24 protein-coding genes and 1 pseudogene are annotated in these 26,553 nt (G+C 64.2%); 12 read left to right on the top strand and 13 right to left on the bottom strand.

Features of this window, described 5'->3' with window-relative positions:
- Positions 1 to 360 precede the first annotated feature (360 nt).
- A complete protein-coding gene (locus QA645_RS15845; protein ID WP_283051385.1) occupies positions 361 to 1,533 on the top strand; it encodes a M20 aminoacylase family protein in 1,173 nt (390 codons plus the stop codon).
- 98 nt (positions 1,534 to 1,631) lie between these two features.
- Here the strand turns inward: QA645_RS15845 and QA645_RS15840 are convergent, their stop codons facing one another.
- Complete coding sequence (locus tag QA645_RS15840; protein ID WP_283051384.1) at positions 1,632 to 2,957, bottom strand: hypothetical protein; 1,326 nt, start codon at positions 2,955 to 2,957, stop codon at positions 1,632 to 1,634.
- 137 nt (positions 2,958 to 3,094) lie between these two features.
- A complete protein-coding gene (locus QA645_RS15835) occupies positions 3,095 to 4,948 on the bottom strand; it encodes an ATP-binding protein (RefSeq protein WP_283051382.1) in 1,854 nt (617 codons plus the stop codon).
- A 230-nt stretch (positions 4,949 to 5,178) separates the two neighbouring features.
- Here QA645_RS15835 and QA645_RS15830 point away from each other — a divergent pair, with 230 nt between their 5' ends.
- Positions 5,179 to 6,519 (top strand): extracellular solute-binding protein, encoded by a 1,341-nt coding sequence (locus QA645_RS15830; protein WP_283051380.1) that lies wholly within the window; start codon positions 5,179 to 5,181, stop codon positions 6,517 to 6,519.
- A 69-nt stretch (positions 6,520 to 6,588) separates the two neighbouring features.
- Here the strand turns inward: QA645_RS15830 and QA645_RS15825 are convergent, their stop codons facing one another.
- Entirely contained in the window at positions 6,589 to 8,496 is a 1,908-nt protein-coding gene (locus QA645_RS15825; RefSeq protein WP_283051378.1) for an acyl-CoA synthetase, read from the bottom strand.
- Between the two features lie 249 nt (positions 8,497 to 8,745).
- Between QA645_RS15825 and QA645_RS15820 the strand changes: the two genes are divergently transcribed.
- Together QA645_RS15820 and QA645_RS15815 are read left to right on the top strand one after the other, a co-directional pair.
- Positions 8,746 to 9,840, top strand: coding sequence for a preprotein translocase subunit SecD (locus tag QA645_RS15820; protein ID WP_283051377.1), 1,095 nt, complete (start codon positions 8,746 to 8,748; stop codon positions 9,838 to 9,840).
- Between the two features lie 271 nt (positions 9,841 to 10,111).
- The gene (locus QA645_RS15815) at positions 10,112 to 10,918 is read left to right on the top strand and encodes a cyclic nucleotide-binding domain-containing protein (protein ID WP_254132482.1); all 807 of its coding nucleotides are present in this window, start codon (positions 10,112 to 10,114) and stop codon (positions 10,916 to 10,918) included.
- A 44-nt stretch (positions 10,919 to 10,962) separates the two neighbouring features.
- Here the strand turns inward: QA645_RS15815 and QA645_RS15810 are convergent.
- From QA645_RS15810 to QA645_RS15800, 3 genes and pseudogenes are all read right to left on the bottom strand, one after another.
- Positions 10,963 to 11,705: pseudogene (locus tag QA645_RS15810) on the bottom strand (3-oxoacyl-ACP reductase family protein).
- A 45-nt stretch (positions 11,706 to 11,750) separates the two neighbouring features.
- Entirely contained in the window at positions 11,751 to 12,497 is a 747-nt protein-coding gene (locus QA645_RS15805) for an SDR family oxidoreductase (protein ID WP_283051374.1), read from the bottom strand.
- Positions 12,498 to 12,535: 38 nt separating this feature from the next.
- Entirely contained in the window at positions 12,536 to 13,282 is a 747-nt protein-coding gene (locus tag QA645_RS15800; RefSeq protein ID WP_283051372.1) for a glucose 1-dehydrogenase, read from the bottom strand.
- Between the two features lie 202 nt (positions 13,283 to 13,484).
- Here QA645_RS15800 and QA645_RS15795 point away from each other — a divergent pair, with 202 nt between their 5' ends.
- Positions 13,485 to 14,390, top strand: coding sequence for a LysR family transcriptional regulator (locus QA645_RS15795; protein ID WP_283051371.1), 906 nt, complete (start codon positions 13,485 to 13,487; stop codon positions 14,388 to 14,390).
- A gap of 17 nt (positions 14,391 to 14,407) precedes the next feature.
- Here the strand turns inward: QA645_RS15795 and QA645_RS15790 are convergent, their stop codons facing one another.
- The 3 genes from QA645_RS15790 to QA645_RS15780 form a co-directional block, all read right to left on the bottom strand.
- The gene (locus QA645_RS15790; protein WP_283051369.1) at positions 14,408 to 15,049 is read right to left on the bottom strand and encodes a glutathione S-transferase family protein; all 642 of its coding nucleotides are present in this window, start codon (positions 15,047 to 15,049) and stop codon (positions 14,408 to 14,410) included.
- Positions 15,050 to 15,119: 70 nt separating this feature from the next.
- On the bottom strand, positions 15,120 to 15,434 hold the full coding sequence (locus QA645_RS15785) for a response regulator (protein WP_254135457.1): 315 nt from the start codon (positions 15,432 to 15,434) through the stop codon (positions 15,120 to 15,122).
- A gap of 325 nt (positions 15,435 to 15,759) precedes the next feature.
- Positions 15,760 to 16,311: a cytochrome b gene (locus QA645_RS15780; protein ID WP_283051368.1), complete on the bottom strand. Its 552-nt coding sequence runs from the start codon at positions 16,309 to 16,311 to the stop codon at positions 15,760 to 15,762.
- Between the two features lie 170 nt (positions 16,312 to 16,481).
- Here QA645_RS15780 and murI point away from each other — a divergent pair, with 170 nt between their 5' ends.
- The 6 genes from murI to QA645_RS15750 all read left to right on the top strand — a co-directional run bounded on the left by murI (position 16,482) and on the right by QA645_RS15750 (position 21,414).
- On the top strand, positions 16,482 to 17,279 hold the full coding sequence (gene murI / locus QA645_RS15775; RefSeq protein WP_283051366.1) for a glutamate racemase: 798 nt from the start codon (positions 16,482 to 16,484) through the stop codon (positions 17,277 to 17,279).
- Positions 17,280 to 17,339: 60 nt separating this feature from the next.
- Positions 17,340 to 18,113 carry an aldolase/citrate lyase family protein gene (locus QA645_RS15770; protein WP_283051364.1) on the top strand — a complete coding sequence of 258 codons (774 nt, stop codon included), beginning with the start codon at positions 17,340 to 17,342 and terminating at the stop codon, positions 18,111 to 18,113.
- 69 nt (positions 18,114 to 18,182) lie between these two features.
- The gene (locus tag QA645_RS15765; RefSeq protein WP_283051363.1) at positions 18,183 to 18,566 is read left to right on the top strand and encodes a cupin domain-containing protein; all 384 of its coding nucleotides are present in this window, start codon (positions 18,183 to 18,185) and stop codon (positions 18,564 to 18,566) included.
- Between the two features lie 107 nt (positions 18,567 to 18,673).
- Positions 18,674 to 19,441, top strand: a complete 768-nt coding sequence (locus QA645_RS15760) for an acyltransferase (RefSeq protein WP_283051361.1) — start codon at positions 18,674 to 18,676, stop codon at positions 19,439 to 19,441.
- Positions 19,442 to 19,639: 198 nt separating this feature from the next.
- Entirely contained in the window at positions 19,640 to 20,257 is a 618-nt protein-coding gene (gene rpsD, locus QA645_RS15755) for a 30S ribosomal protein S4 (RefSeq protein ID WP_092228027.1), read from the top strand.
- Between the two features lie 89 nt (positions 20,258 to 20,346).
- Entirely contained in the window at positions 20,347 to 21,414 is a 1,068-nt protein-coding gene (locus QA645_RS15750) for a threonine aldolase family protein (protein ID WP_283051357.1), read from the top strand.
- Positions 21,415 to 21,485: 71 nt separating this feature from the next.
- Here the strand turns inward: QA645_RS15750 and QA645_RS15745 are convergent, their stop codons facing one another.
- The 4 genes from QA645_RS15745 to grxD are packed head-to-tail and all read right to left on the bottom strand — an operon-like array spanning position 21,486 to position 24,964.
- On the bottom strand, positions 21,486 to 22,748 hold the full coding sequence (locus QA645_RS15745) for a serine hydrolase domain-containing protein (protein WP_283051355.1): 1,263 nt from the start codon (positions 22,746 to 22,748) through the stop codon (positions 21,486 to 21,488).
- Position 22,749: 1 nt separating this feature from the next.
- Positions 22,750 to 24,036, bottom strand: coding sequence for a serine hydrolase domain-containing protein (locus tag QA645_RS15740; protein WP_283051353.1), 1,287 nt, complete (start codon positions 24,034 to 24,036; stop codon positions 22,750 to 22,752).
- Positions 24,037 to 24,082: 46 nt separating this feature from the next.
- Entirely contained in the window at positions 24,083 to 24,634 is a 552-nt protein-coding gene (locus QA645_RS15735) for an O-acetyl-ADP-ribose deacetylase (RefSeq protein ID WP_283051351.1), read from the bottom strand.
- 3 nt (positions 24,635 to 24,637) lie between these two features.
- Positions 24,638 to 24,964: a Grx4 family monothiol glutaredoxin gene (grxD, locus tag QA645_RS15730; protein WP_122402493.1), complete on the bottom strand. Its 327-nt coding sequence runs from the start codon at positions 24,962 to 24,964 to the stop codon at positions 24,638 to 24,640.
- A 240-nt stretch (positions 24,965 to 25,204) separates the two neighbouring features.
- On the opposite strand from grxD, the gene egtB reads away from it, so the two are divergent.
- Positions 25,205 to 26,503, top strand: coding sequence for an ergothioneine biosynthesis protein EgtB (egtB, locus tag QA645_RS15725; RefSeq protein WP_283053214.1), 1,299 nt, complete (start codon positions 25,205 to 25,207; stop codon positions 26,501 to 26,503).
- The last annotated feature ends 50 nt before the right edge of the window (positions 26,504 to 26,553 follow it).

The raw sequence follows: 26,553 nt of genomic DNA, 5'->3' as shown, positions 1-26,553 counted from the left end.
TCGGATCTCGGGCTCCCCCTGGAGGTGGCCACGGGACGCCCAATCGGAACGTCCGGAAACGGATATACACGTCTCGCTGACAGATTTCAATATCTGTCAGTCAATGATCCGTGATTGACAGCCAATATTTGCGGGACTCTGCCTGGGTTGCCGAACCACACCCGCCTCCGCGGACCATGGTACCTTTCGGCATCATCATCCCCGGCCGCCTTGCCACACCGTCTGTTTCGCCCTCCCCCTCCGCCACATCACGGCGTAAAAAGCATCTTCGCCGGCGTACCCCGCTTTCGCCCGCCGCCCGCCTCCCCTGCGGCGTACGCTGCGTCCACCCGTCCCACGAAGAAGAAACGGATCCCCTCCATGCCCATCGTCAACCGCATCGCCGCCCTCTCCGATGAAATGGCCGCCTGGCGCCATGACTTCCACGAGAACCCGGAGCTGCTCTACGAAGTCCATCGCACCGCCGGCATCGTCGCCGACAAGCTTCGCGAGTTCGGCTGCGACGAGGTGGTGACGGGCATCGGCCGCACCGGCGTCGTCGGCGTGATCCGCGGCCGCAAGTCGGCCTCCGGCAAGACCATCGGCCTGCGCGCCGACATGGACGCGCTGCCGATCCTTGAAACCGCCGATGTGCCCTATGCCTCGAAGATCCCGGGCAAGATGCACGCCTGCGGCCATGACGGCCACACCGCGATGCTGCTGGGTGCCGCAAAATACCTCGCCGAGACGCGCAATTTCGACGGCACGGCGGTCGTGATCTTCCAGCCCGCCGAAGAAGGCGGCGGCGGCGGCAAGGCCATGGTCGAGGATGGGCTGATGACGCGCTGGAACATCGACCAGGTCTACGGCATGCACAACATGCCGGGCCTCGCCGAGGGCCATTTCGCGACCACGCCGGGTCCGCTGCTCGCCTCCTCCGACAACATCCGTATCACCGTCCACGGCAAGGGCGGCCATGCCGGCGCCACCCCGCACCAGGCGATCGACAGCGTGCTGATCGGCTCGCAGATCGTCAACGCGCTGCAATCGATCGTCGCGCGCAACGTCAATCCGCTGCAGTCGGCGGTGGTCTCGATCACGCAATTCCACGCCGGCACCGCCTTCAACATCATCCCCGAGACCGCCGAACTCAGCGGCACCGTGCGCACGCTCGACCCCGACGTGCGCGATCTCGTCGAGCGCCGCATCGGCGAAGTCGCCGAGAGCGTCGCCCGTGCCTATGGCGGGGCGGCGGAGACGACATACACGCGGATGTATCCGGTGACCTTGAATCATGCACGCGAAGCCGGCGTCGCCGCCGACGTTGCCCGCGACATCGTCGGTGCCGACCGCGTCAACGACAAGATCATCCCGATGATGGGCGCGGAGGATTTCTCGTTCATGCTGGAAGCACGCCCCGGCGCCATGGTGCTGGTCGGCATGGGCGACAGCCCGGCATGCCATCACCCGGCCTATGTCTTCAACGATAACATCCTCGGCCACGGCGCCTCGTTCTGGGTGCGTCTGATCGAAACCGCGATGCCCGCAGCGTAACGTCGGTCTCGATCTCGTAGGGTGGGCAAAGCGACAGCGTGCCCACCACTGCGAATGGTGGGCACGGCGCTTCGCGCCTTTGCCCACCCTACGGCAGTTCATCCCTGATATTGCAGCACGTGCATGCCGGCGTTCCAGTCGCTGACGAACATCATCCCGTCGGGCCGGACATAGGCGTCGCACGTCTTCGCCGCGAGCGCGACGTTCGGACGGGGGTCGACGAGCTTCTTCGGCGTCGGCGGCACCCAGTAGGCGAGTTCCTTCGGCGCAAAGGCGTCCCTGACGTCGAACACCCGCACGCCGGCATTGTTATAGGTCGCGAAAATCGTCTCCTCGCTCTGGAACGCGCCGGGACGGTTCTCGTGCAGATTATGCGGACCGAAGGTGCCGTTGGTGCAAAAATCGCGGTCGCGCGGCGTCGGCAGGGTTGCGATCGGCACCGGGTTTTCCGGCGCGCGCACGTCGAGCACGAAGGTGTGGAACAGGCCCTTGGCGCATTGGTCCGCGTTCGCTTCATCCGCGACGATTGCGAGCTGACGCTTCGGCAGCGGCAGCGGCGTATGCGTGCCGCCGGCGAAGGGCGGCGACCAGTTGATGTGCGACAGCAGCTTTGGATTGGTGGGATCGCCGATGTCGTGGATGGTGAAGCCGCCGTCGCGCCAGGCCGCATAGCCGCGATCGCCCGCCGTGATCATGTGATGTAGCGCAAAGCGCTTGCCCTTCGGCGTCGCCGGCTCGCCGGCCGCACGGTTCATCCCCGGCAGCCACCATTTCGCGACGATCTCCGGCTTGGTGATGGTCCTGAGGTCGACCACGCAGAGGATGTGGTCGGTGAACCCGTCGAAATGCGCCGACACATAGGCGTAGCGCCCACCGGGCCACCACAGCCGGTTGATGCCGAAGCCGGGCATTTCCAGGAATGCGATCTCGCGCATCTCGCCGGGTTTGGAGATGTCGTGGATGGAGAGGCCAGAGCGGAATTTTTTCGCCTTGGTGATGCTGTCGACCAGCGTGTTCTCGAAATAACCGCGCATGTTGTCGTAGGACTGCATCGCGACGATGTTGGCGCCGTTCGCAAGCAGCAGCATATCTTCAGCCACCTGCAGATGGTGGGTGCGGGTGTACTGTCCCGCGGTGAAGAAATTGACCGGCTTCAGCGCACGCGGATCGGAGGCGTCCAGGATCGTCACGCCGTCGCTGAACATGTGCCCGACATAGATGTGCTGCCGGTTGAACATCACCTGCACGCTGTCGGGCCGCCCGCCGATGTCGCTGTAGGAGATGTGCTGGATGCCCTTGCCGATGCCTTCAGGGGGAACGTCCGGCTCTGCAGCCCGTGCCGGCCCCGACCAGCCAGACAGCGCGGCAGATCCGAGCACGGCCGACAATTGCCGAAGATGGCTGCGGCGAGTGACTTCAGGCATCGCGTTTCCCCCATTTTTTGGCGAGATGATGCTCGCTTGCGGCGAGGCACGCAAGCCTTGTGTCGTCCGCCATGCAAGCGTCACGATCGACGAGCTGCGTCAGCAAATTGGTGAAGACGCGCTGCGCGCACCGCCTGTCAGCGGGCCGCAGAGCGTAGACCTATTGGCTCATCCGCCCTCATCGGGCGAGGTGCGGTCTGGTCTGACGCGAGAGGTAGAGTGAACTGGAAGACGGCGCCCCGCGGCTCGTTTGCGCCAGCCCACATCCGTCCGCCATGCGCCTCGATGATCGAGCGGCAGATGGCGAGGCCCATCCCCATGCCAGTGGGCTTGGTGGTGTAGAAGGCTTCGAACAGGCGCTCCACGTTCTTCGGATCCAGCCCCAGACCGGAATCCCGCAAAGTGACGTGCACGCCGTCCGATGCATCCCAACCGGTGCTGATCAGCAACTCGCGCTCCCCCTCACCGACAGCGGCCATCGCCTCGATCGCGTTGACGATCAGGTTGAGCACCACTTGCTGAAGTTGAACCCGATCTGCCTGAACGGCCGGCAAGCCCTCGGCAAACTGCGTTCGCACCGAGACGCTGTTCTTGAACGCTTCGCTGCGGGTCAGCGCGATGACCTCAAGCACCGCCGGGTTGATCTCCAGATTCTCTTTTTGCGGGGGAGCATTCCTGATGAGCGCCCGAATCCGGCCGATGATGTCGCCGGCGCGCATGCCGTCACTGGTAATCCAGCCGAACGTCTGTCGAACCCGCTCCAAATTCGGCGGCTGGGCCTCCAGCCAGTTCAACCCGGCCTCGGCGTTCGCCACCATCGCGGCGATCGGCTGGTTGACTTCATGGGCAATCGAAGCGGTCAGTTGCCCCATCGTGGTGACGCGATTTGCGTGCGCGAGCTCCATCAGGGCTTCACGGTAGCGCCGCTCGTGTTCGCGGCTTTCGGCTTCCGCCCGCTTGAGTGGCGTCAGATCAAGGACGAAGCCGACGCCATTATCGGTACCTTCCCCAAACATGGTCCCGCCGATCAGCACCGGCACCCGGCTTCCATCCTTCCGCACATACTCCTTCTCGAATGGTTGCGCCGACCCGATCCGCTTCAATTCCGTCACGGTCTGCAAATCGCGGTCGCGCCATTCCGGCGGTGTGAGGTCGGTCCGATGCAAACGCCCTGAGGCGAGATCCTCCCGGTCGTATCCCACGATGCGAAGGAATGCATCGTTAGCCTCCAGAATGCGTCCCTCGACTTCCCAGATGATGATGCCGATGATGTTGGCATCGAACAGCCGCCGGATCTTGATATCTCGTGCTGCAAGATCGCTCTGGAGCTGGATGTTCTCCTCGGTCGCCATTCTTCGCCGTTTCGCTTCGAGCCGCGCGAGCGCCAGCGCAGCTCCGGCCAGCGCGACGACGAGGACAACGGCGCCGGCGATCAGCCAGGTCCAGCGTCGCTCGAATGCTTCAGCGCGCGCCTCCCGGTCGGCGAGCCGAAAGCGCTCGTGGTCCACCATCTGGTCGATTTGCGAGCGTATCTCATCCATGCTGCGGATCATTGCCAGCGCGGCCAGCCCGGACGTACCGGCCGTCTTCAGCAGCTCGTCGATTTCGCGTAGCGTTGCCGCAACGGTCAGTGCCAGATGTCCGGCCCGAAGGCCTTGCAACGGATCGTCCGCGACCAGCGTCTGTAGCGCCTGGGCCTCCCGTCGTACACTTTCGTCAGAGACGCCGTAGGCCTTGAGATAGGCGGGGTCGAGAGTCATGAGATACCCGCGCCGTTCGGTCTCCAGTTCCGCGACGATCGCCCGCAGCCGATCGAGCGTTTCGAGCACCTGCCGGCTATGCTCGGTGAATTGATGAGCTGCTTGCCGCTCCTCCCAATATTGCAGGCCGAGGAAGCCGGTCGCGATAAAAAGGGCCACCAGCACTGCGACCGCAAAGATCAGCGGACGAGTAAACCACCGCAGATAATACCCAGGAGCGAAGACTGGCATGGCCGTGGATCATCGACGCGCGTCGGAGCGGAGTGTTGCCGGAACGATAGCATGGGTGGGTCCGCGCAGGTGAGCGGGGAACCAGCCATTCTCGACGCACGCTACGCCGGCGCCGAAATCCGCCGGTTGGCGGGGCACAATGTCACGGCTGACGTCCCCTTTGGTGCAATTGACTGCTCGCAATTTGAAGCGCCAACATGGTGCCAGGCGGAAACTCATGGAGCGGTGGGGTGTCAACCAGCCGTCGGAGCTTCGTCAAGGGATTGGGAGCGGCGGGAGCCGTCTTGCCCGCAGTCGGGCTGTTGCCAGGGCGAGGCCTGGCGGAAGATGCTCCCCCGGACTATGCCGCCGCGATCGACTGGAAGCAATTTGCGGGACAGACGATCGCGCTTTCGGGAGCGATCCATCCGTGGTCGAATGCGATCGCGCCGCTGTTGCCGGAGTTCACCATACTCACCGGCATCAATGTCACCATCGATTTCCAACTGGAAACCACCTACCTCGGCGCCACGCCGATCAAGCTCGCCCGCGGCAGCAGCACGCCCGACGTCTTCATGTTCACGACCTATGGCCAGGGCATCTCGAACGGATGGCTGGAGCCGCTCAACGGCTATTTTTCCAACAGGTCGCTGACCGATCCTGCGTGGTATGACGAGGGCGACCTGCTCAAGACGGCTCGAGCTTTCCCGCTGTGGTCGGACGGCGAACGGTATGCCGTTCCGATTACCTCCGAGGCGATGACGCTTTTCGTCAACAAGGATGCGCTGGCAGCCAAGGACCAGCCGCTTCCCCGGACTTTCGACGAGCTGCTTGTCGTGGCCAGGGCGGTCAAGACCAACGGGATGTCGGGGATCACCATGCGGGCCCAGGCCGGCGGCAATTCCTCCCCACCGGCCATGGGCTTCGTGTTCTCCTACGGTGGGGCCATGGTCGAGCACAACAAGGTCGCTTTCGCGAGCCCGGAGGCGATCGCGGCCGTCGAGATGTACGGACAGCTGCTCAGCCAGGCCGGGCCTGCCGGCGTCGGCAGCTATGAATGGTACAACGTGCTGGACGACTTCCTTCAGGGGCGGACGGCGATGGCAATCGACAGCAGCAACTTCGCAACCGACATCTCCAATCCTGCGAAAAGCCATGTCGCCAAGCAGGCCGGGTTTGCAACCTTTCCGCATCTCGCCGGTCGCGGACCCGTCCCCTTCATGTCGCACTGGCAAGCGTGCATCAATTCCAAATCCCGAAACAAGCGGGCGGCTTTCCTGTTCCTGCTCTGGGCGACGAGCAAGGCGACCTCGTTGCGGACTGCCGCTGCGGGGCTGGCGACGACACGCGTGTCGGCCTGGTCGAGCGAGGGCTTCAAGACGGCGTTCGGCTCGGAGGCAGCAGAGGCGGCGCTGACCAATTTGCAGAATGCCGATGTCGACCGCGCCAAGGCGATCCTTTTCCATCCGCAATCGAGACCGATCCTGGACGCCTTCATGATCGGCGTGAATGAAGTGGTCAACGGTGCGAAATCGGCGAAGGATGCGATGACGGGCGCAGCCGAAAGGGCCAATGCGGCGATCCGCGGGTAGCGGCGATGCGCCATGCGATCGGAAGACATGGGGCCATGCCGCGTGCGGCCCCATCGGGCTTATCCCCAATTAGCCGAAAACCACCTCATGCCGCATCACGAACGGGTCGAGCAGCGCGTGCACCTCGCCGGCGACCGCCTCCTGCTTGTCCCCCGGCGCGCCCACAACCGTCACGGTTGCGATCGAGCCGTGGCTGCCATGGGCGCCGACCTTGACCTTGCAGTCGATGCCGCGCGCGGTCAGCGGCGTCAGCACTTTCGTGAACACGCGCTGCGCCGCGTCCCAGCGCAGTTGCGGCTTGAATACCTTGCCGACGCCGGTCACCGGCATCGGATCGATCGGAATGATCTGCACCGGAACGGCGGCGCGCTCCGGCGTGCGCTCGCGCACCCACGTCTCGAGCTCGCCGGGCTCGACGGACGCACCGGGCTTCAACTGTACATATCCAACCGGCAACTCGCCTGCGTAAGCGTCGGGTTGGCCGACCACCGCAGCGAAACCGACGGCGGGATGGCGGAACATGATCTCCTCGATCGGTGCCGGATCGATGTTGTGGCCGCCGCGGATCACGAGGTCCTTGGCGCGGCCGGTGATCCAGAGATAGCCGTCGGCATCGAGCCGGCCGAGATCGCCGGAATTGACCCAGACCTCGTCGACGAAGGCCCCCTGGTTGTGGGCGTCGTTGAGATAGCCACCGAACACGCCGGGCCCGGCCATGATAACGACGCCGATCTCGTCCGGCTTGCAATCGCGGATCAGGTTGCCATCGGCATCGAGCTGCACGATGCGGACGCGCGCGTATGGCATGGGAAGACCGACCGAGCCGAGCCTGATCGGTCGGCTCGGATAGGCGAGCGTATGCACGCTCGATGTCTCGGTCATGCCGTAGACCTCGACCACCGGCAGCTTGAGTTTTTCCTGGATCGCAGATCCCACTGCGACCGGGATCGCCGAGCCGCCACCGGCTGCATATTTCAGGCTGGAGATGTCGGCATTTCCGGGGGGCACCGCGAGCGTCGCGGCGAGCACCGTCGGCACGCTCGACAGCGCCTCGGGCTTGAAGCGCTCAACCAGGCCCCAGATGTTCTTCACCGCGTTCGGATTGCGCCAGCCGCTCGGCGACAGCACGACCAGCGAGCCGCCGGCGGAGAGCGTCAGCAGCACCTGCGTCAATGATCCGCCGACGTGAAACAGCGGCATGCCGAACAGCATGTTCGCGCCCGGTTTCGACTTCAACAGCAGGTTGAGTGCCCAGGCCTGATAGACCTGGTTGGCGTGGGTATGCCGCACCAGTTTTGGTGTGCCGGTGGTGCCGCCCGTGTGGAAGTATGCAGCGATGTCGCTGCCCGAAATCTTGCGCCCGCCGACAAGCCGGTCGGACGGCTGCTGCTTGATCAAATCGTTGAACGCGAAGATTCCGTTGGCGGAATCGCCGCCGCCGGCTACCTGCACGATCGCCTTGAGGTGCCTGAGCTGCGGGCGGATCTGCTCGACCTTCTGCCAGATGTCGGTGCCCGGCATCGGCCCGAGCGCCACCAGGATTTTCGTGTTCGCCGCCTCCAGAATTTCCGCGATCTGGTGCGGCTCGAGCAGCGGGTTGACGGGATTGGCGATGCCGGCGGCCTCCGCACCGAACAGCGTCACGAAGGCATCGGGCAGCAACGGCAGCATGAAGGAGATGACGTCGCCCTTTTCCGCGCCGAGCGCATGAAACATGTTGGCGGCCTGCGTCACGCGCGCGATGAAATCGCGGTAGGTGACGACGAGCGGCGTATCCGCCGGATCGGCATTTTGCAGAAACTGAATCGCTGCCGCGTCGGGATTGCGCGCAGCTCCGAGCCTGATGGCATCATAGGTGCTCTCTGCCGCGACGCGGTCCGCGTAAGGGACCTGCTCAAAGACCCGGACCTCCTCGTCCGTCAAAAGCTCCGGATAGTCATTGCCGATGAGCCGATCGAGCGCGTGGATGCCCGCCATGGAATTCCGTCCTCCCTCGGATGCATTCCCTCGCCGCCTGTCTTTTGACATTTTGGTTCGGCGAGACCTCGACCGATGACCGGTCGAGCGCGGACAGAATGATGGATGATTTGGCGTTCGTCCATGGCCTAACGGCTACGGTCGTAGCACTCGGGTGCGCGTCCTTTTGAACCTCCGCGCCCGATCCGGGGACCAAGAACATGCGTCGGATTCGCCGGCCAGCGTCCTGCCGCAAGACTCGAGGTGATCATGACCACGCCCCCGCGGGACCGCGCCACACGGCTGATCGTTGCACTCGCCATGACGTCGGCGATCACGGCAACGGCGATCGCCCTGCCGCGCGCCGCGCTCGCCGATGGCCCGCTCGACAAGATGCGGGCTAAGGTCACGGCCTTCATCGGCGACAAGATGCAGGCGCTCGGCGGGTCATGCATCGTCTACCAGGTGGACAGCTCCGGCCTGCGCGAAAGCGTCGTCACGGATCTGCGCGACGACGTCTACAAGACCTTGCACGACGGCCATGTCGCCTTCTCCAATCTTGCGATCCGCGACGGCGGCGTCGACGTGAAGATCGCGGACGCCAAGGGCCGCGATCAGCTGGCGCGCAAACTCGCCTCGGCCGCGGACGGACTGCCCTCGCATGCGATTGCCGTGACCGACGGCGGCGACGGCGCGGTCAGGCTCGCGCCGACCGATGCCGCATCCGCTGCTCGGCTGAATGACCTCGTCGAAGATTCCATTGCCATGATCGAGCAGCGCCTCAAGGATTCCGGCGTCAAGCTCGTCAGCGTCGTCCCTGACGGGACCGACCGCATCCGCATCGTCCTGCCTGGTGTGACCGACCTCGAGCGCGTCACCGCGATCTTCGCGCGGAAGGTCAAGGTCAGCTTCCGCCTGGTCGATGCCTCGATGTCACCGGAGCAGGCACAATCCGGCACACCGCCCGAAGGCACCGAAGTCCTGCTCGGTTTCAAGGACAAGCGACCCTATCTGGTCGCCAAGGACAGTGCGCTGGACGGCGACGACATCAGCTATGCGGCGCCCGGCTTTGCGGCCGGCACCAAGGACCCGGTCGCTTCGTTCCGCTTCAACGGACGCGGCACCCGGCGCCTCGCCCACGTCACGGAAGAGAGCGTCGGCAGACCCTTCGCCATCGTGCTCGACGACAAGGTGATCTCGGCCCCCGTGATCCGCGAGCCCATCACCGGCGGCTCGGTCCAGATCTCGGGCAATTTCACCCTCGAGGAAGCCAACAGCGTCGCCATGCTGGTCCGCGCCGGCGCGCTGCCCGGGCACCTGACCCTCGTCGATCAGCAGGTCATCCAGCCGGCCACCAAGCCCTGAGGCCCGGAGCCCCCGCCGCGCCGGACAGCTAAGTTCGCTCAAACTCCGTCCGAAGTCCGTTCGCGACGCCCGGGCCCACACCCCGGCAGCCCCGAATCACGGCTGCATCAAGGCCATACGCGCAACCAACGGGCAATTGCCGAAATGCCCGATCAGGCTAAAATTTGCCTCTTGCAGCATGACGGCCGAAGGCTTCATTCAAGCGGTCGTCATTCGATTTCGGCTATACGAATACCGAGCAGGACTGAAGGCCTTACGCAGGGATAGTACCATGCCGTCCGGCAGCGCAGACATTTCCTCGATCCTCGACCGCATTCTGGACGCGGCGACGGATAATCTCAGGATCGCGAAGATCCTGGTCCAGATGGGCCTCGATCCCAACAACGTCACCTACGACGCGATCTTCAACCGGCTGCTGGAGATCTTCGTCCACAACATTACGCTGGCCAACATGTTCGCCGCGGTCGGCGCCGGCTTCTTCGTCGCCACCCTGCTGATGCGGACCATGGTGCCCTTGCGCGTCGCCAACATGATCGGCTGCGCCTTCTTCGCCATCTTTGGCGCGCTTTCGGCCAATGTCTCGACGTTCCTGCTGTATCTGCTGTTGCTTCCGATCAACGCTCTTCGCCTGAGGCAGATGCTCAAGCTGGTCAAGAAGGCGCGGCATGCGGCCGAGGGCGACATGTCGATCGAGTGGCTCAAGCCGTTCATGACCGAGCGCAAATATCGTCACGGCGACACGCTGTTCAAGCTGGGCGATCCGGCCAAGGACATGCTCCTCACGGTCACGGGCAAGTTCCTGGTCAAGGAGATCAACGTCGAGATCGGGCCCGGCGCGCTGATGGGCGAGCTCGGCTTCCTCACGCCCGATAACCGGCGCACCGGAACGATCGAATGCATCGAAGACGGCCAGGTGCTGACGATCACCTATGACCGGCTGCTCGAGATCTACTTCCAGGATCCGCAGTTCGGCTATTACTTCCTGGTGCTGACCAGCCAGCGCCTCCTGCAAAACATCGATCGCCTGCAGAAGCAGCTGGCTGCGGCGCGGGCGCCGACCACGAACAGGATCGCGTAAACCGGGCGACCAATTCCCGCCCGGTTTTCCGATTTTTCCCGCGATCAGGCGTTGGTGCCGCCGTCGACCGTAAGATTCGCACCCGTAATGTACGACGCCTCCGGGCTGGCGACGAAGGCGACCAGCGCCGCCACCTCCTCCACCTTGCCAAACGGTTGAGCGCGGTCGCCGCCTTCTGCGGGGTCGCCCAGTCGCCGGAGGCAGGGTTCAGATCAGTGTCGATCGGCCCCGGCTGCACGTTGTTGACGGTGATGCCGCGCTCCCCGACCTCGCGCGACAGCCCTTGCGTAAACATCCGGATCGCAGCCTTCGTCGCTGAGTAAGGCACCAGTCCCGGTGTCATCATGCGCTCGCCGACGCATGAGCCGATCGAGATGATTCGGCCGTTGTCGTTCATCTGCTTCAGCGCTGCCTGCGTGGCGATGAACACGCCGCGGATGTTGAGGTTGATCACCTGGTCGAGTTCCTCCAGCGCGGTCTCCTCGAACTTCTTGGGGATCGCGGTGCCCGCATTATTCACGAGCACGTCGAGCTTACCGAGCGTACTGACGGTCTTGTCGATCGCGGCCTGCACGGCCTTGGGATCGGTGGCATCAGCCTGGATGGCGATGGCCTTCCCGCCTGCGCCTTCGATCGCCTTGACGATTGCGGCCGCAGCATCCGCGCCTCGGCTGTAGGTGATGGCGACCTTGGCGCCATCACCTGCGAGCCGCTTGGCGATGGCAGCGCCGATTCCGCGCGAGCCGCCGGTGACGAGTGCAGTTTTGCCTTCGAGTTTCTTTGACATGTTGGACTTCCTTTTGAGGTCGGGAAAGAGACGGCGGCGGCCAGCTCAGAGTTTCGAGCCTCCGTCGACGTGAACTGTGTCGCCGGTGATCCAGCGCGCATCGGGAGAGGCGAGGAAGGCGACGGCATCTGCGATGTCGTCGGGCTCGGCGATCCGCTTCAAGGTCTGCATGCCGAGCGTATAGTCGCGCCCCGCATCGGTCTTGGTGAAGGACGACATCTCGGTCCCCACCACTCCGGGCGCCACCGCGTTGACGCGCACGCCTCGCGCGCCGAGCGCTGCCGCAAAATGCTTCACAAGCGTGTCGATCGCGCCCTTGGTCGCGGCATAGGCCGGCAGCGTGCCGACCACGGCATGCGCAGCCAGCGAGGAGACCAGCACGACGCTGCTGCCCTCATGCAGGGTGGGCAGCAATTGCTGCACCAGGAAGAAAGGCGCGCGGACGTTGACGGCGAACAGCCGGTCGAAATCCTCGACCGTGGTCTCCTCGATCACGGCCGCCTTGGCGACACCGGCGTTGGCAACCAGGATGTCGAGCCGGTCACCGACGATGCCGCGCACGCGGCTCGCCAGTTGATGCGCCCCATCAGGCGCGCCGAGATCGGCCCCGATGGCGTCGGCGCGACCGCCGTTCTTGCGAATCTCGGCGACCACGGCTTCCGCCTCCTTGGCGCCTTGGCCATAATGCACCAGCACCTGCGCGCCGCGCTTCGCCAGCGCCAGCGCCGAGGCACGGCCGATGCCGCGCGAAGCGCCGGTGACGAGAGCAGTCTTTCCTTTGAGGTCGGTCATGGTCTTGCTCACTTTCTCTGGAATGGTCTGGAAACGACTTAGCTGGCGGTCTTGCCGCCGTTGACGCGAATGATCTGGCCGGTGATGAACGAAGCCTGCTCCGATCCGACGAACAGCACCGCGTTCGCGATCTCGTCTGGCCTTGCGCCGCGCTTGAGGGGCACGGCCGCGTAGAACGCCGCCTTCTTCTCCGGCGATCCGGTCAGGCGATCGAGCATGGCGGTATCCGTCGGACCGGGAGCGACCGCATTGACGCGCACGCCGAAGGCCGCAGCTTCCAGGGCCGCTGACTTGGTCAGGCCTTCGACGGCATGCTTGCTGGCGGTGTAGAGTGCCAGGTTGGCCGCGCCCCGTTCGCCCATGGTCGAGGAGATGTTGATGATGCTGCCCGCGCCCTGCGCCTTCATCACGCGCAGCTCGTGCTTGATGCTGAGCAACGTTCCAAGCACGTTGGTGTTGAAGATGTCGGCGTAGCTTTGCTCGGTCTGCTCCCACACCGGGGCGGGAGTGCCTTCGACGCCGGCGTTGTTGACCGCAATATCGAGGCGGCCGAACCGCTTGACGGTCTTGTCAACGAGATCGCTGATCTCGGCTTCATTGCGGACGTCGGCCTTGACGAATTCGGCCTCCGCGCCAAGGTCGCGCAGCTCTGCGGCCAATGCCTGCCCGGCATCGTCCCGTCTGCCGGACACCACCACCCGATGACCGGATCGCGCGAAGGAAACGGCAGTCGCCCGGCCGATACCAGCGAGCGCGCCCGTGATCAATACAACCGGGAAAGCCATGAAAATCCCTTTCTCTCTGTCTTTTCCGACGCTGCCAGATCGATTGGGTCCAACAGCATCGCTTCCGTGAGATAGGGAAAGGCTCTTTTCGTCGCCAAGACTTTGTTAGTTGCCTTTCATGCCTGACAGGTATGGGATGGTCGCCAGCGGCGCCTTTGCCTGGAGGCAATTGGGCCGCGAACCTGTTGAGAGGCATTTGCTCATGGAACTGCGTCACCTCCGGTACTTCGTCGCTGTCGCCGAGGAAGGCAGCTTCACGGTTGCCGCCGAGAAGCGGCTGCGCACCGCGCAGCCCTCGCTCAGCCGCCAGATCCGTGACCTCGAATACGAGGTCGGCGTGCCCTTGTTTGCGCGCAGCGTGCACGGCGTCGAGCTGACGGTCGCGGGAAAGACCTTTCTCGATCACGCGCGCCTGGCGCTGACGCAAGCGGACGCGGCAATCGAGGCAGCGCGGCGCGCCGGCCGCCCCGAAAAATCACGCTTGGCACTCGGCTTCCTCACCGGGCAAGAAATCGACTGGCTGCCCGAGGCGATGCGCGTGCTGCGCGACGAGTTGCCGAACATCGATGTGACAGTGACGAGCGATTTTTCGCCCGTGCTGGCGGAGGGCCTGACGCGCGGCAGCCTCGACCTCGCCTTCATGCGGCGCGAGGCACGCTCGACCGATCTCGTCTACCAAACCGTGATCAAGGAGACGCTGGCCGCTGTACTGCCGAGCGACCACCGCCTCGCCAAGCTCGACCGTGTCGAACTTGCAAAGCTGAAGGAAACGCCCTTCATCAACGTCTCCGACACCGCGCCCGAGCTTCTTGAGATCATCAACGACCATCTGCGCGAAAGCGGGCTCGGCATCGCGACGGCCCATGAGGCAGACAACATCGTCATGGCGGTCTCGATGGTCGCCTCCACCCGCGGCTTCGCGCTGCTGCCAAGCTATGTGAAGAACTTTCTGCCCTGGTCCGTCGTCAGTCGCCCGCTCAAGGGCAAGGCGCCGACGATCGACCTCGTCGTCGGCTATCACAAGGCCAATGCCTCGCCGATCCTGGCGAAATTCATCTCGCGGTTAGGCGACCTGATCGAACGCGCGACGAAGCACGCGCCGCGGTGATCGTGCCCGCGTGCTGCTCACCTCAAGAGCAGCACCATGCCGGGATCGCCCTTTTCCATCGCACGCCGGTAAGCCGGACGCGCGCCGATACGGCCGAGATATTTGACCACGTTCGGGCATCGCGCGAGATCGTAGGGCTGGAAATAACGCATCGTCGTGAGCGAGAAGCCCATCATGATGTCGGCCGTGGTGAAGGTGCTGCCCGCGAGATACTCGGCATCGCGCACGCGCGCATCGACGAGATCGAAGGCACGGTCGACGCGCGCCTTGGTCGCGACCAGCATCGGATTGTCCTCGGCTAGCTTGAGCCGGTTCAGCAGCATCAGCCGACCCATGCCGGCTTGCAGCGTGCCGTTGGCGAAGTGAAACCAGTAGAGGAATTGCGCGAAATCGGGCGCGTCCGGTCCGAGCATGAGGCGGCCCTTGCCGTATCTGGCCATGATGTAGTCGACGATGGCGCCGGATTCGGCGAGCACGAGATCGCCGTCGACGATGACGGGCGCCGACCCGATCGGATGCAGCGCCTTGTAGTCGGGCGGCGCCAGCATCGTGACGGAATCGCGCGCATAGCGCTTCAGCTCGTAAGGAATCCCGAGTTCCTCGCAGAGCCAGACGATGCGTTCGGATTGCGATTTGCCGAGATGATGGACGGTGAGCATGGGCGTCTCCTGCGGGCAGAGTTCCGCCCGGCCCAAGCATAGCGCAGCCAGGTGTCACCTTGAAGATCGTTCAGGCGACCAGGCTGCGCAGCGCTCCGATCATCTTGTCCGGCGCATAGGGCTTGTTGAAGAAGCGGCTTCGTTCCGGCAGCTCGGCGTGCTCGACCAGCATGTGCCCGGAGACGACGACCAGTTGAATCGGTGGCCAGCGATTGCGCACAACAGCGGCCAGACGCAGCCCGTCCATTGAGCCGGGCATGTCGACGTCGGTCAGCACGATCCGGATATCGTCGCGGCTTTCCAGCATGACGATCGCCTCGTCCGCATTGTCTGCGAAGATCGGCGTCAAGCCGGCATCCTCGACGAGGTCGCCCGCAATCATCATCTGGAGAGGATCGTCCTCGACGACGAGCACGACGGGCTTCGCTGTCACTTCAATCTGCCCGTCCACTGTCTAAGCCTGCGACGCCGTGAGAGGTTCGTTCCGCAATCTGCCACCTGGCCGCGCTCGCCACCAGCCTCGGATCGTGCGTTCGATGAGATGCCACCTTGTCCCGCATCGCGCTCATGCCCGCGATGATGGCAGCGTGTGAGTGAACTCTATAAGCTCGAGATCACGCGAAGGTTCCGCCGCGCTGGGTCACGGCGGCGTGACCCAGCGCATCGCCAAAGACGATGCGACGGGTGAAACGTGGCGAGCGTCGGCTGCCTTACGCCGCTTCGTCGGTCACCATGCGCGCCACGACGCGGTCGCGGCGGATGAAGTGGTGCCAGAGGGCCGCGATCACGTGGACCGCGATCAAGGCCAGCAGCACATAGGCAAAGAAGATGTGCCGATCCTCGAAGGCATCCGCCGCCGCCTTGTCCGGAGAGGTGAATTGCGGCACGTGAAACAGCCCGAAGAAGTCCGAATAGTTGGTCGCGCGCGCACCGGAATGCGCCCAGCCCAGCATCGCGACCAGGATGACCACGAGATAGAGCGCGCCATGGCTGACATGGGCCGCGATCCTCTGCCAGCGCGAGGTCTCGACCGGCAGCGCCGGGGTCGGATTGATGGCGCGCCAGACCAGGCGCAGCACCGTGAACAGCAGGATCATGTAACCGATGTCGGCATGGATCGAGCGGTAGAAGAACTTGTCGGCACGCGCCGGGATATGATTCATCCACCAGCCGAAGCCGATCATACCGATGATCGCCAGCGCCAAGCCCCAGTGAAACCACCGGGCAACGCTCCCCCAGCCGGTCCTCGTGTTTCTGATCATGTCGGCTCCCGAAAATTTGCGGATGTCCCAACCGCAGCGCAGCACGGCTGCAAATAGCGGGAACATGCGGCAAAGGTGAAATTGAATCGTTCCAAACTGAGCGTCGGCCGACCCCGCCGCAAAACCGCCCTAAAAACCGAATGGTAACCATGCCGGGCTAGGGTAATCACGTGACCAATTCCCCGACGATCCTGGTATTCGACTCCGGTCTTGGCGGTCTCACCGTGCTGCGTGAGGTCGTGGCCGCGCGCCCGGACGCCCATTACGTCTACGTCGCCGACGATGCCTTCTTCCCCTATGGCCATCACAGCGAGGACGAGATCATTGCCCGCGTGGTGCCGTTGATGGGGGACCTGATCGGCACCCATGATCCTGACCTCGTCGTCATCGCCTGCAACACCGCCTCCACCCTGGTCCTATCGCATCTGCGGGCCGCTTATTCCGTGCCCTTCGTCGGCACGGTGCCGGCGATCAAGCCGGCCTGCGCCCGCTCGAGGACCCGCCGCGTCTCGGTCCTCGGCACCAAGGGCACGGTGAAGCGCGAATACACCAAGGCGCTGATCCGTGATTTCGCGCTGGGCTGCGAGGTCACGCTGGTCGGCTCGCCCGAATTGGCCTCGCTCGCGGAGCGCGAGCTCAGCGGTCACCCGATCAGCGACGGCGATATCCTCACCGAACTCACCCCCTGCTTCGTCGGCGATGCCGCGGACGCGGGCGCGCGCACCGACACCGTGGTGCTTGCCTGCACGCATTATCCGCTGCTGCTCGACCGGATGAAGAAGCTCGCACCATGGCCGGTCGAGTGGATCGACCCGGCACCTGCGATCGCCCGCCGCGTCTCGGATCTGCTCGGCGCATCGACCTGCGGCATCGTGCAGTCCGGCGCCGAGATGATTTTCACGTCGAACCGCGTGCATGGCCTCAGCGCCACGCTGACGCCGTTCTTCGGCGGGCGCGCGGTCGCCTGACTTGCGCCGCGGCGGCGCGCTGCTAGGCTCCGCCGTCGTCATCCCTCCGCAGGTCATCCCATGCCGGTCCCCGCAACGCCGCTCAATCGCCTCCGCCAATTGTGGAGCGAAGGCCGCCCCGCCTTCGGCGCGATCGCAACGATCCCGAGCGTGCAGATGGTGCAGATCATGGCGCGCTCGCTCGACTGGATTATCGTCGATCTCGAGCACGGTCCAATCGGATTGACCGAAGCGCATGCAATGATCGCCGCGACGACGGGCACGCCGTGCACGCCGCTGGTGCGGATCGCGGCGAACGAGCCGTGGCTTGCGAAAGCGCCGATGGACATCGGCGCCTTCGGCATCAATTTCCCGATGATCACGAACCGCGGCGAGGCGGAGAAGGCGGTGCGCAGCGTGCGCTATCCGCCGCGCGGCGATCGTCTGTGGGGTCCGTTCCACGCGCCGTTCCGCTGGGGCCAGTCGATGCCGGACTACATGGCGTCAGCCGACGACGAGATGATCTGCATGATCACCATCGAGCATGTCGATGCCGTCAACCGCATCGACGAGATCATGGCAACGCCGGGCATCGACGTCGCCGTCATCGGCCCCGGCGATCTCGCCACCTCCATCAACAAGCGCGGCCAGATGGACGATCCCGAGTTGCTCGAACTGGTCGCCCGCGCGGAAGCCGGCATCCTCAGAAGCGGCGTCCCGATCGGCGGCGCGGCCCGTACCGCAGACCAGGCCAACGCCCTCATCGACCGCGGCTACCGCGCGATCGCGCTCGGCTTCGACTGGTCGCTGTTTCAGCGCGGCATCATGGCAGCCTTCGACGGTATCAAGCGCTGAACAGGCCGATTGTCACCTTGTCGGGAGCGGCGGCGCTGCTAGGGTCGGCCGTTCCAGAGAGGAAAAACCATGCTCAAAAAGACTTTGCTCGCTCTGACCTTCACCAGCCTCGCCGTCGCTGCCTTCGCCCAACAGACCGGCATCAAGCGCACCCCGCTCCAGAAAGTCGAATTCCCGGATGGCTACAACACCGTTACCGCCATCGCGGAAGTCCCGGCGGGCGGGGCGGCTGGACGCCATACCCATCCCGGCGTTGAGACCGGCTACGTGCTCGAAGGCGAGCTCAATCTGCTGGTCGATGGGCAGCCGGAGAAGACCCTGAAAGCGGGCGATTCCTACCAGATCCCGGCAGGCGTCGTGCACGACGCCAAGGCTCATGGCGATAAGGCTATGAAAGTGCTGGGAGTTTACATCGTCGACAAGTCCAAGCCGCTGGCCTCGCCGGCCCCCTGACAGGGCCGAACCGATACGCCCCCAGGCGGTTGGTTCGTGCTAGAGCAGACGGCGAGCGGGCGCCCCCTCGTCGTCGCTCATTTTCAATCCGCGGGAACCGGAGAACGATGCGCGGTCAACCTAAGAACATTTCGCTGCCGCGCCGCCTGATTATCGACCTCATGCGCGCCTCGATGGGCGTGCCGTTCGTCTCGCTGTCCCGCTCGCTCAATATCCGGCCGCTACTGGAGGCCCGTGGGGGCGCGATGGCGCCTGCCGGCTGGGCCGCGATGTTCGTCAAGGCCTTCGCCCTGGTCGCCAGGGACGAACCGGTCCTGCGCACCGTCTATGCCAAATGGCCCTGGCCATCGCTCTACGAGCTGCCGAAGAGCGTGGCGCTGATCGCCATCGCCCGGGTCGAGGATGGCGAGGAATGCGTGATGCCGCAGCGAATCGCGGCTCCCGAGACCATGACTCTGGCCGCGATCGACGCCGAAATCCGGCGCGCCAAGACCGCGCCGATCGACGACGTCCCGATGTTCCGCAAGATCATGCGGGCGACCCGCCTGCCGCTGCCGCTGCGGCGGCTGTCCTGGGCGGTGGGCCTGAATTTCGGCCGGCAGCGGGGCAATTGGTTCGGCAGTTTCCAGGTGAGCTCGGTGGCCGCCTATGGCGGCGGCGAGCTCCACCCGGTCACGCCCGGCCCCTTCATCGTCAGCTACGGGGTCGTCGAGCCCGATCAGACCATCCATGTCGTGATCCGCTGGGACCATCGGGTCACGGACGCCGCCCCCATCGCCCGGGTCCTGACCCGGCTGGAACAGGTGCTGAACACTGAAATCGCTGCCGAATTACGGGCGGCCGGCGCCAAGCCGATCCGGGCCGTCGGAACCTGATTCCGGGGCCGTTCGCATTGACAAATCGGCCCAAACTCTCCTAAAAGCCCCTTGCTCGCGGGCCGATTTCGGCCCGCGAAGCGTTTCGCGACCCGTGGTCCTGTTCCTTCAAGCTTTGGGATCGGACCTGTCAGTGCCGGGCTAGCCCGTCACCCAGGAGGGCGCGTTTCCTCAAACCATGCAACCGAAGAGGACGCGATGACTAAGCGCAGTGAGGCGAAGTACAAACTCGATCGCCGTATGGGCCAGAACATCTGGGGCCGCCCGAAGAGCCCCGTGAACCGCAGGGAATACGGCCCCGGCCAGCACGGCCAGCGCCGCAAGGGCAAGCTTTCCGACTTCGGCGTGCAGCTGCGCGCCAAGCAGAAGCTGAAGGGCTACTACGCCAACATTTCCGAACGTCAGTTCCACGGCATCTATGTCGAGGCGAGCCGCCTCAAGGGTGACACCGGCGAGAACCTGATCGGCCTGCTCGAGCGTCGTCTCGACGCGGTCGTGTACCGCGCCAAGTTCGTCTCGACGATCTTCGCCGCGCGCCAGTTCATCAACCACGGCCACATCAAGGTGAACGGCCGCAAGGTCAACATCTCGAGCTACCAGATCAAGGTCGGCGACGTGATCGAGGTCAAGGAAGCCTCCAAGCAGCTCGCCCACGTTCTCGAAGCCAGCCAGCTTCCCGAGCGCGACACCCCCGACTATCTCGAAGTCGACCACGGCAAGATGACCGCCAAGTACGTGCGCATCCCCGGCCTCTCCGACGTGCCGTTCCCGGTGCAGATGGAGCCCCATCTGGTCGTCGAATTCTATTCGCGCTAAGATCTGAATATCGAAAGGCCCCGGTTCGCCGGGGCCTTTTTGCTTAAGAGCCACACTTCAGTGGCCGCAATGCTTTCAGGAGCCGTCGCATGCTCTACACCCCGCCCCCGATCGATCCCAAGGCGCCGCCGGTGCGCATCAATCTGCTCTCGGACACGCAGACCAAGCCGACGGCTGCGATGCGCGAAGCGATGGCGCGGGCCGAAGTCGGTGACGAGCAGGTCGGCGACGATCCGACCGTGAACGCACTGTGCGAGCGCGTCGCCGATCTGATGGGCAAGGAGGCGGCGGTCTACATGCCGTCCGGTACGATGTGCAACGTCACCGCGACGCTGGTGCATTGCCGTCCCGGCGACGAGATCCTGGCGCACGAGACCGCGCATATCATCGCCCGCGAAGGCGGCGCGCATGCCGCGATTGGCGGCTTCCAGGTGACCCAGCTCAAGGGCGCCGACGGCCAGTTCACGCCGGAGACGTTCCGCAAGGCCCTGCATCCGCGCACGCGCTACCAGCCGACACAGACCGTCGTCAGCGTCGAGCAGACCGCCAATATCGGCGGCGGCACGATCTGGAAGAAGGCGGCGCTCGACGAGATCGTCGCGATCGCCAGACAACATGGCCTCGTCACCCACATGGACGGCGCGCGCCTGCTCAACGCCACGGTCGCGAGCGGTATCTCGCCGCGCGACATGACCGCGGGCTGGGATTCGGCCTGGATCGATTTCTCCAAGGGCCTCGGCGCGCCGATCGGCGGCGTGCTCGCGGGCACCCGTGCCTTCATCGATGCAGTCTGGCAGTGGAAGCAGCGCCTCGGCGGCTCGATGCGGCAGGCCGGCGTCTGTGCCGCCGCCTGCATCTACGCGCTCGACCACCACGTTGACCGCCTCGCCGACGACCACGCCAATGCGCGCGCGCTGGCCCGCGGACTCTCGCAGATCTCGGGCGTCGAGGTGCAGGAGCCCGAGACCAACCTCGTCTTCTTCAGGCCCGACGGCGCCGGCGTCTCAGGCGACAAGATGGTCGCCGCACTGCGCCAGCGCGGCGTGACGCTCGCGATGATGGACGGCCGCATCCGCGCCTGCACGCATCTCGACGTCAATGCGAGCCAGATCGAGGAAACGATCGGCTATGTCAGAGAGATCGTGCGCGGGGCTTAAGACTTAAGTCCCGTGTAGCCCGGATGGAGCGCAGCGAAATCCGAGCGACGAAAGCGGACAACCGAACACGATCACCGCCCCATCGCCTGATAGATCAGCGTCTTCAGCGCGAGCTGAATGCGGCCGCGCTGCGACGGGGTCTGCACCATGAAAATCCCGAACAGATCGTCTTCGGGATCGATGAAGAAGAAGGTGCCGCCGACGCCATCCCAGCGATATTCACCGAGCGGCCACGATGTGCCTGACGGCACCGAGATGCGCACGGCGACGCCGAGGCCGTAGCCCGAGCTCTCCCCCGGGTAATAGTTCTTGTCACGCTCGACATGGGTGTCAGGACCGATGTGGTCCGACGCCATCACGGCGAGGGTTTCAGGCTTGAGATAGCGTCGTCCCTCGAAGGTGCCGCGGTTGAGCAGCATCTGCGAGAAGCGCGCATAGTCGCCGATGGTGCCGACGAGGCCGCCACCGCCCGACTCCCATCGCAATGGTTTCCGAGGATCGCGGACCTGCGTCATCGGGCTGATCGCGCGATCCTGCGGCATCGGCTCGGCGATACGCGGCCACTTGGCGGGATCGGCGACATAGAACGCGGTGTCCTTCATCCCGAGTGGATCAAGCAGCCGCTCCGTCGCGAACGCGAGCAGCGATTTCCCCGAGATCACCTCGATGATGCGGCCAAGCACATCGGTGGAATGGCCGTAATCCCAGATCGTGCCGGGCTGTTCGGCAAGCGGCAGCGCGGTGATCTTCGCGACGAGTTCGGCATTGGTCAGGTCTTTGCTGTCGAACAGACCGGCGTCCGCATAGAGCTTGTTCACCAGGCCCCCGCCATAATAGCCATAGGGAATCCCGGACGTATGGCGCATCAAATCCTCGATCGTCACCGGACGATTGAGCGGCTCCAGCTCCAGCGAGACCTTGTCGTCCTCGGCCTTCTTCTCGACTCCGACCTTCATGCCGGCAAAGGCCGGAATGTATTTCGAGACGGGGTCGTTGATTGCAAGCTTGCCCTCCTCGACCAGCATCATCGCCAGGACAGAGGTGATCGGCTTCGACATCGAATAGAGCCGGAAGATCGTGTCCGCGCTCATCGAAAGTTCGGTCGCGACGTCGCGGACCCCGAAATTCTCGTAATAGACCGGCTTGCCGTGCTGCTGGAGCAGCAGGATCGCGCCCGGAAACTTGCCGGTCGCGACCTCGTTCCTGATGTAGTCGGAGACTTTTGCCAGGCCCTCCGGCGTGAAGTTGTGCGCGCGGTTCTCGGCGTCCGCTCGCGCACCGACGACGCTGAACAAAAGGACGAGCGCCGCAATCAGCCCGCGGCGCCCGTGCATGTCAGTTCTCCATGGATTCATAGATCAGTTGCTTCAATGTCCGCTGGATGCGCTGGCGCTCGGTCGGGGTCTGTTCAAGCAGGACAAAGAACATGTCCTGCTTGGGGTCGATCACGAAATAGCAGCCGGAGGCACCGTCCCACTTCAATTCACCGAGATCGCCGGGCGGCGACGGTTTTGCGTTGCCGGGATCGGTGCGGACGGCAAGACCGAGCCCGAAGCCGAAACCGTCGCCGGGAAAGTAGAAATAGTCACGACTGACGCCGGAATTCGGGCCGACCTGGTCGGTCACCATCAGCTTGAAGGTCTCGGGCTTGAGGATGGTCTTGCCGTCCAGCGTGCCGCCGTTGAGCAGCATCTGCGCGAAGCGCTCATAGTCGGCCATGGTCGTCACCATGCCGCCGCTGGCAAACTGGATCTTCTTGACGACCGTCGGATCGTTGATGCGGCCGACCCGGAAATCGCTGTCGTTCGGCACCGGCTGCGCCAGGAGCTTCTGCTTCTCGGGGTCCGTCACGAGGAAGCCGGTGTCCACCATGCCGAGCGGACCGAGCAGCGTCTCCCGCTCGATATCGAGCAGCGGCTTGCCCGCCGCGACCTCCATGACGCGCGCCAGGATGTCGGTGGAATGGCCGTATTGCCAGAGCGCGCCCGGCTGGTTGTGCAGCGGCAGCTTTGCGATGCGTTCGGCGAACTCGGCGAGGTCGAAATCGCCGGCATAGATATTGGCGTCGCGATAGGCCTTGCGGACCAGGGTGTCGCCATAAAAGCCGTAGGTGACGCCCGAGGTGTGCGTCATCAGATCATGCACCGTCATCGGCCGGTTCGGCGGCACGAGCTCGAGCGACTTGGTGCCATCGTCGGCCTTCTTCTCGACGCCAACCTTCACATTGGCGAAGGACGGGATGTATTTGGAGACGGGATCGTCGAGCTTGATCTTGCCGTCCTCGAGCATTTTCATCGCGGCCACGGCAGTGATCGCCTTGCTCATCGAGAACAGGCGGAAGATCGTCTTGTCGGTGATCGGTGCCTTGCTGACCACGTCCTGCACGCCGAAGGCTTCATGGTAGACCGGCTTGCCGTGCTGCTTGATCAGCACGGTTGCACCCGCAATCTTGCCGGTCGCAACCTCGTTCTTGAAGAACTCGCTGATCTTGCCGAGCTTCTCCTGATTGAAATGCGCGCCGGCCGGAATCTCGTAGGTGCCTTCCGCGCGCGCGAGCGACATCGTGCCAAACGATAAAAGCGCGCCGCAGAGCAAAGAAAATCGTCCAAAACGTGAAATCATATCCCCTCCCCGGAACATGGCCGGCCGGAGTTTACTGACCGAATTATCAGGCACAAGGGCTGCCGTACCGCGCCAAAACGTCCGTGTGGAGGGCGGCGCTTGCCTCCGAAAAACAACAGAATATGACGTGACCGACCGTCGGCGCGGCCGGCAGCGCGTCGATCGTCGCATGGACCGCAATCTTCGCTGCCCGATCGGTAGGAAAGCGAAAAATGCCCGTCGAAATCGCGGGGAATCCCACCGACGTTAGCTCGTGCTTTCCGCACAGCTCCATGGAACGGCGATAACAGGAGGCCAGCAGGTCATCCTCGCCGTGCGTGCCGCCGTTCCAGACCGGTCCGACGGTATGGATCACACGGGCGGCCTTGAGCCGATATCCCTTGGTAATCTTCGCATCACCGGTCGAGCATCCTCCGAGCGTCTGGCACTCGGCCAGCAGCTCAGGCCCGGCAGCGTCGTGGATCGCGCCATCGACGCCGCCCCCGCCGAGGAGCGACGAATTTGCGGCGTTGACGATAGCGTCAACGCCGAGAGTCGTGATGTCAGCAACGATGATGTCGAGCTGCACGGCGCCGATCCGGCGCGTCAGCACCGTCACGGATCAGGCCGCGACCGCGACGCCCTTCTCGGAGAAGAGCTGCTGCAGCTCGCCGGCCTGGAACATCTCGCGGACGATGTCGCAACCGCCGATGAACTCGCCCTTCACGTAGAGCTGGGGGATGGTCGGCCAGTTCGAGTATTCCTTGATGCCGTTGCGGAGCTCGGCGGATTCGAGGACGTTCAGGCCCTTATAGCCGACGCCGATGTGGTCGAGGATCTGCACGACCTGGCCGGAGAAACCGCACTGCGGAAATTGCGGCGTACCCTTCATGAACAAAACCACGTCGTTCGACTTCACTTCGTTGTCGATGAATTCCGCGATGCTCATATCCGTATCCTTCTGGGGCAGAGCCCTCACCTGTCATTCCGGGCCGGCTCAGCCGATCTAACCCGATACCTGCCTATATATGTAGCCCAAACCGTTGTGCATCCAAAGTAAAATGGCGGCGAACCGCCCCTGGACGGTCGGCCAGGGCACCTCTGGGCCCATTGCATGATGGCACGAATATCATCGCCGGGGAGGACTTTCATACCGTAACGGAGCCCCTATCTAGGACGAACCTTGGTTTTGGAACCGGGTATCGCCAACAACGTTCTCTTGTCCTGTCTGGAGAAAAACGTGACGAAACAAGCCTCCGCAACGGCCAGTCCGCCGCTTTCGTCACCCTCCCCCAACCAGGGCGGCCTCGCCCAGCGGCTCGAGGCCGCGTTTCTCGCGGTCCGCAACGAGACCGAGCGCCGGGCCGCGCCGCTCTCCCCCGAGGATCAGCAGATCCAGTCGATGCCGGACGCGAGTCCGGCGAAATGGCACCGAGCGCATACCACCTGGTTCTGGGAGCAGTTCTTGCTCGGCGAGCACGCCCCTGGCTACCGGCCCTTCCACCCCGATTTCGCGTTCCTGTTCAATTCTTATTACGTCAGCGCCGGTCCCCGCCATGCCCGCAATCATCGCGGCGACATCACCCGGCCCAGTGCCGACGAGGTCGGCGCCTATCGCCGCCATGTCGATGCTGCCGTCGTCAAATTCTTCCGCGAGGCCGGCGAGGACAAGCTTCGGGCCGTGGCGCCACTGGTCGAGGTCGGCCTGAACCACGAGCAGCAACATCAGGAATTGATGTTCACGGACATCCTGCACGCGTTTGCGCAGAACCCGATCTATCCCGCCTACGATGCGGATTGGCGCTTTCCGGCCGCGACGCGCATGGGTGAGGACTGGCTGACACTCAATGAAGGCATCCACACCGTCGGCCATGTCGACGACAGCTTTCATTTCGACAACGAAAAGCCCGCGCATCGCGCCCTGATCGGCCCGGTGAAGATCGCGCGCAATCTGATCACCAATCGCGAATGGCTCGCCTTCATGCGCGACGGCGGCTACCGGACCGCAACGCTCTGGCTGATGGACGGCTTTGCCGCGGCCAGCAAGGAAGATTGGCAGGCCCCAGGTCATTGGCGCGAGATCGATGGTCAGTGGCATGTGATGACGCTTGCCGGCGTCAAGCCCGTCGATCCCGACGCACCGGTCTGCCATATCAGTTATTACGAGGCCGATGCGTTTGCGCGCTGGGCCGGAAAGCACCTGCCGACCGAGATGGAATGGGAGGTTGCCGCACGCGCCGGCCAGCTCAACGACGCCTTCGGCATCGTCTGGCAGTGGACGCGTTCATCTTATTCACCCTACCCCGGCTACCGCGCCATTGAGGGCGCGCTCGGCGAGTACAACGGCAAATTCATGGTCAACCAGCTGGTGCTGCGCGGCTCGTCACTTGCGACGCCCGACGGTCATAGCCGTGTCACATATCGCAACTTCTTTTATCCGCACCACCGCTGGCAATTCACGGGGTTGCGGCTCGCCGATTACGTCTGACGTCTTTGAAGTCTCATCCGACGACAACCGCGCGCCGGACAGCGCGTTCA

The sequence above is a fragment of the Bradyrhizobium sp. CIAT3101 genome (assembly GCF_029714945.1).
Taxonomy (GTDB): Bacteria; Pseudomonadota; Alphaproteobacteria; order Rhizobiales; family Xanthobacteraceae; genus Bradyrhizobium.
Note: the sequence above shows the minus strand (reverse complement) of the source record. Positions and strands in the feature narration are given on the sequence as shown.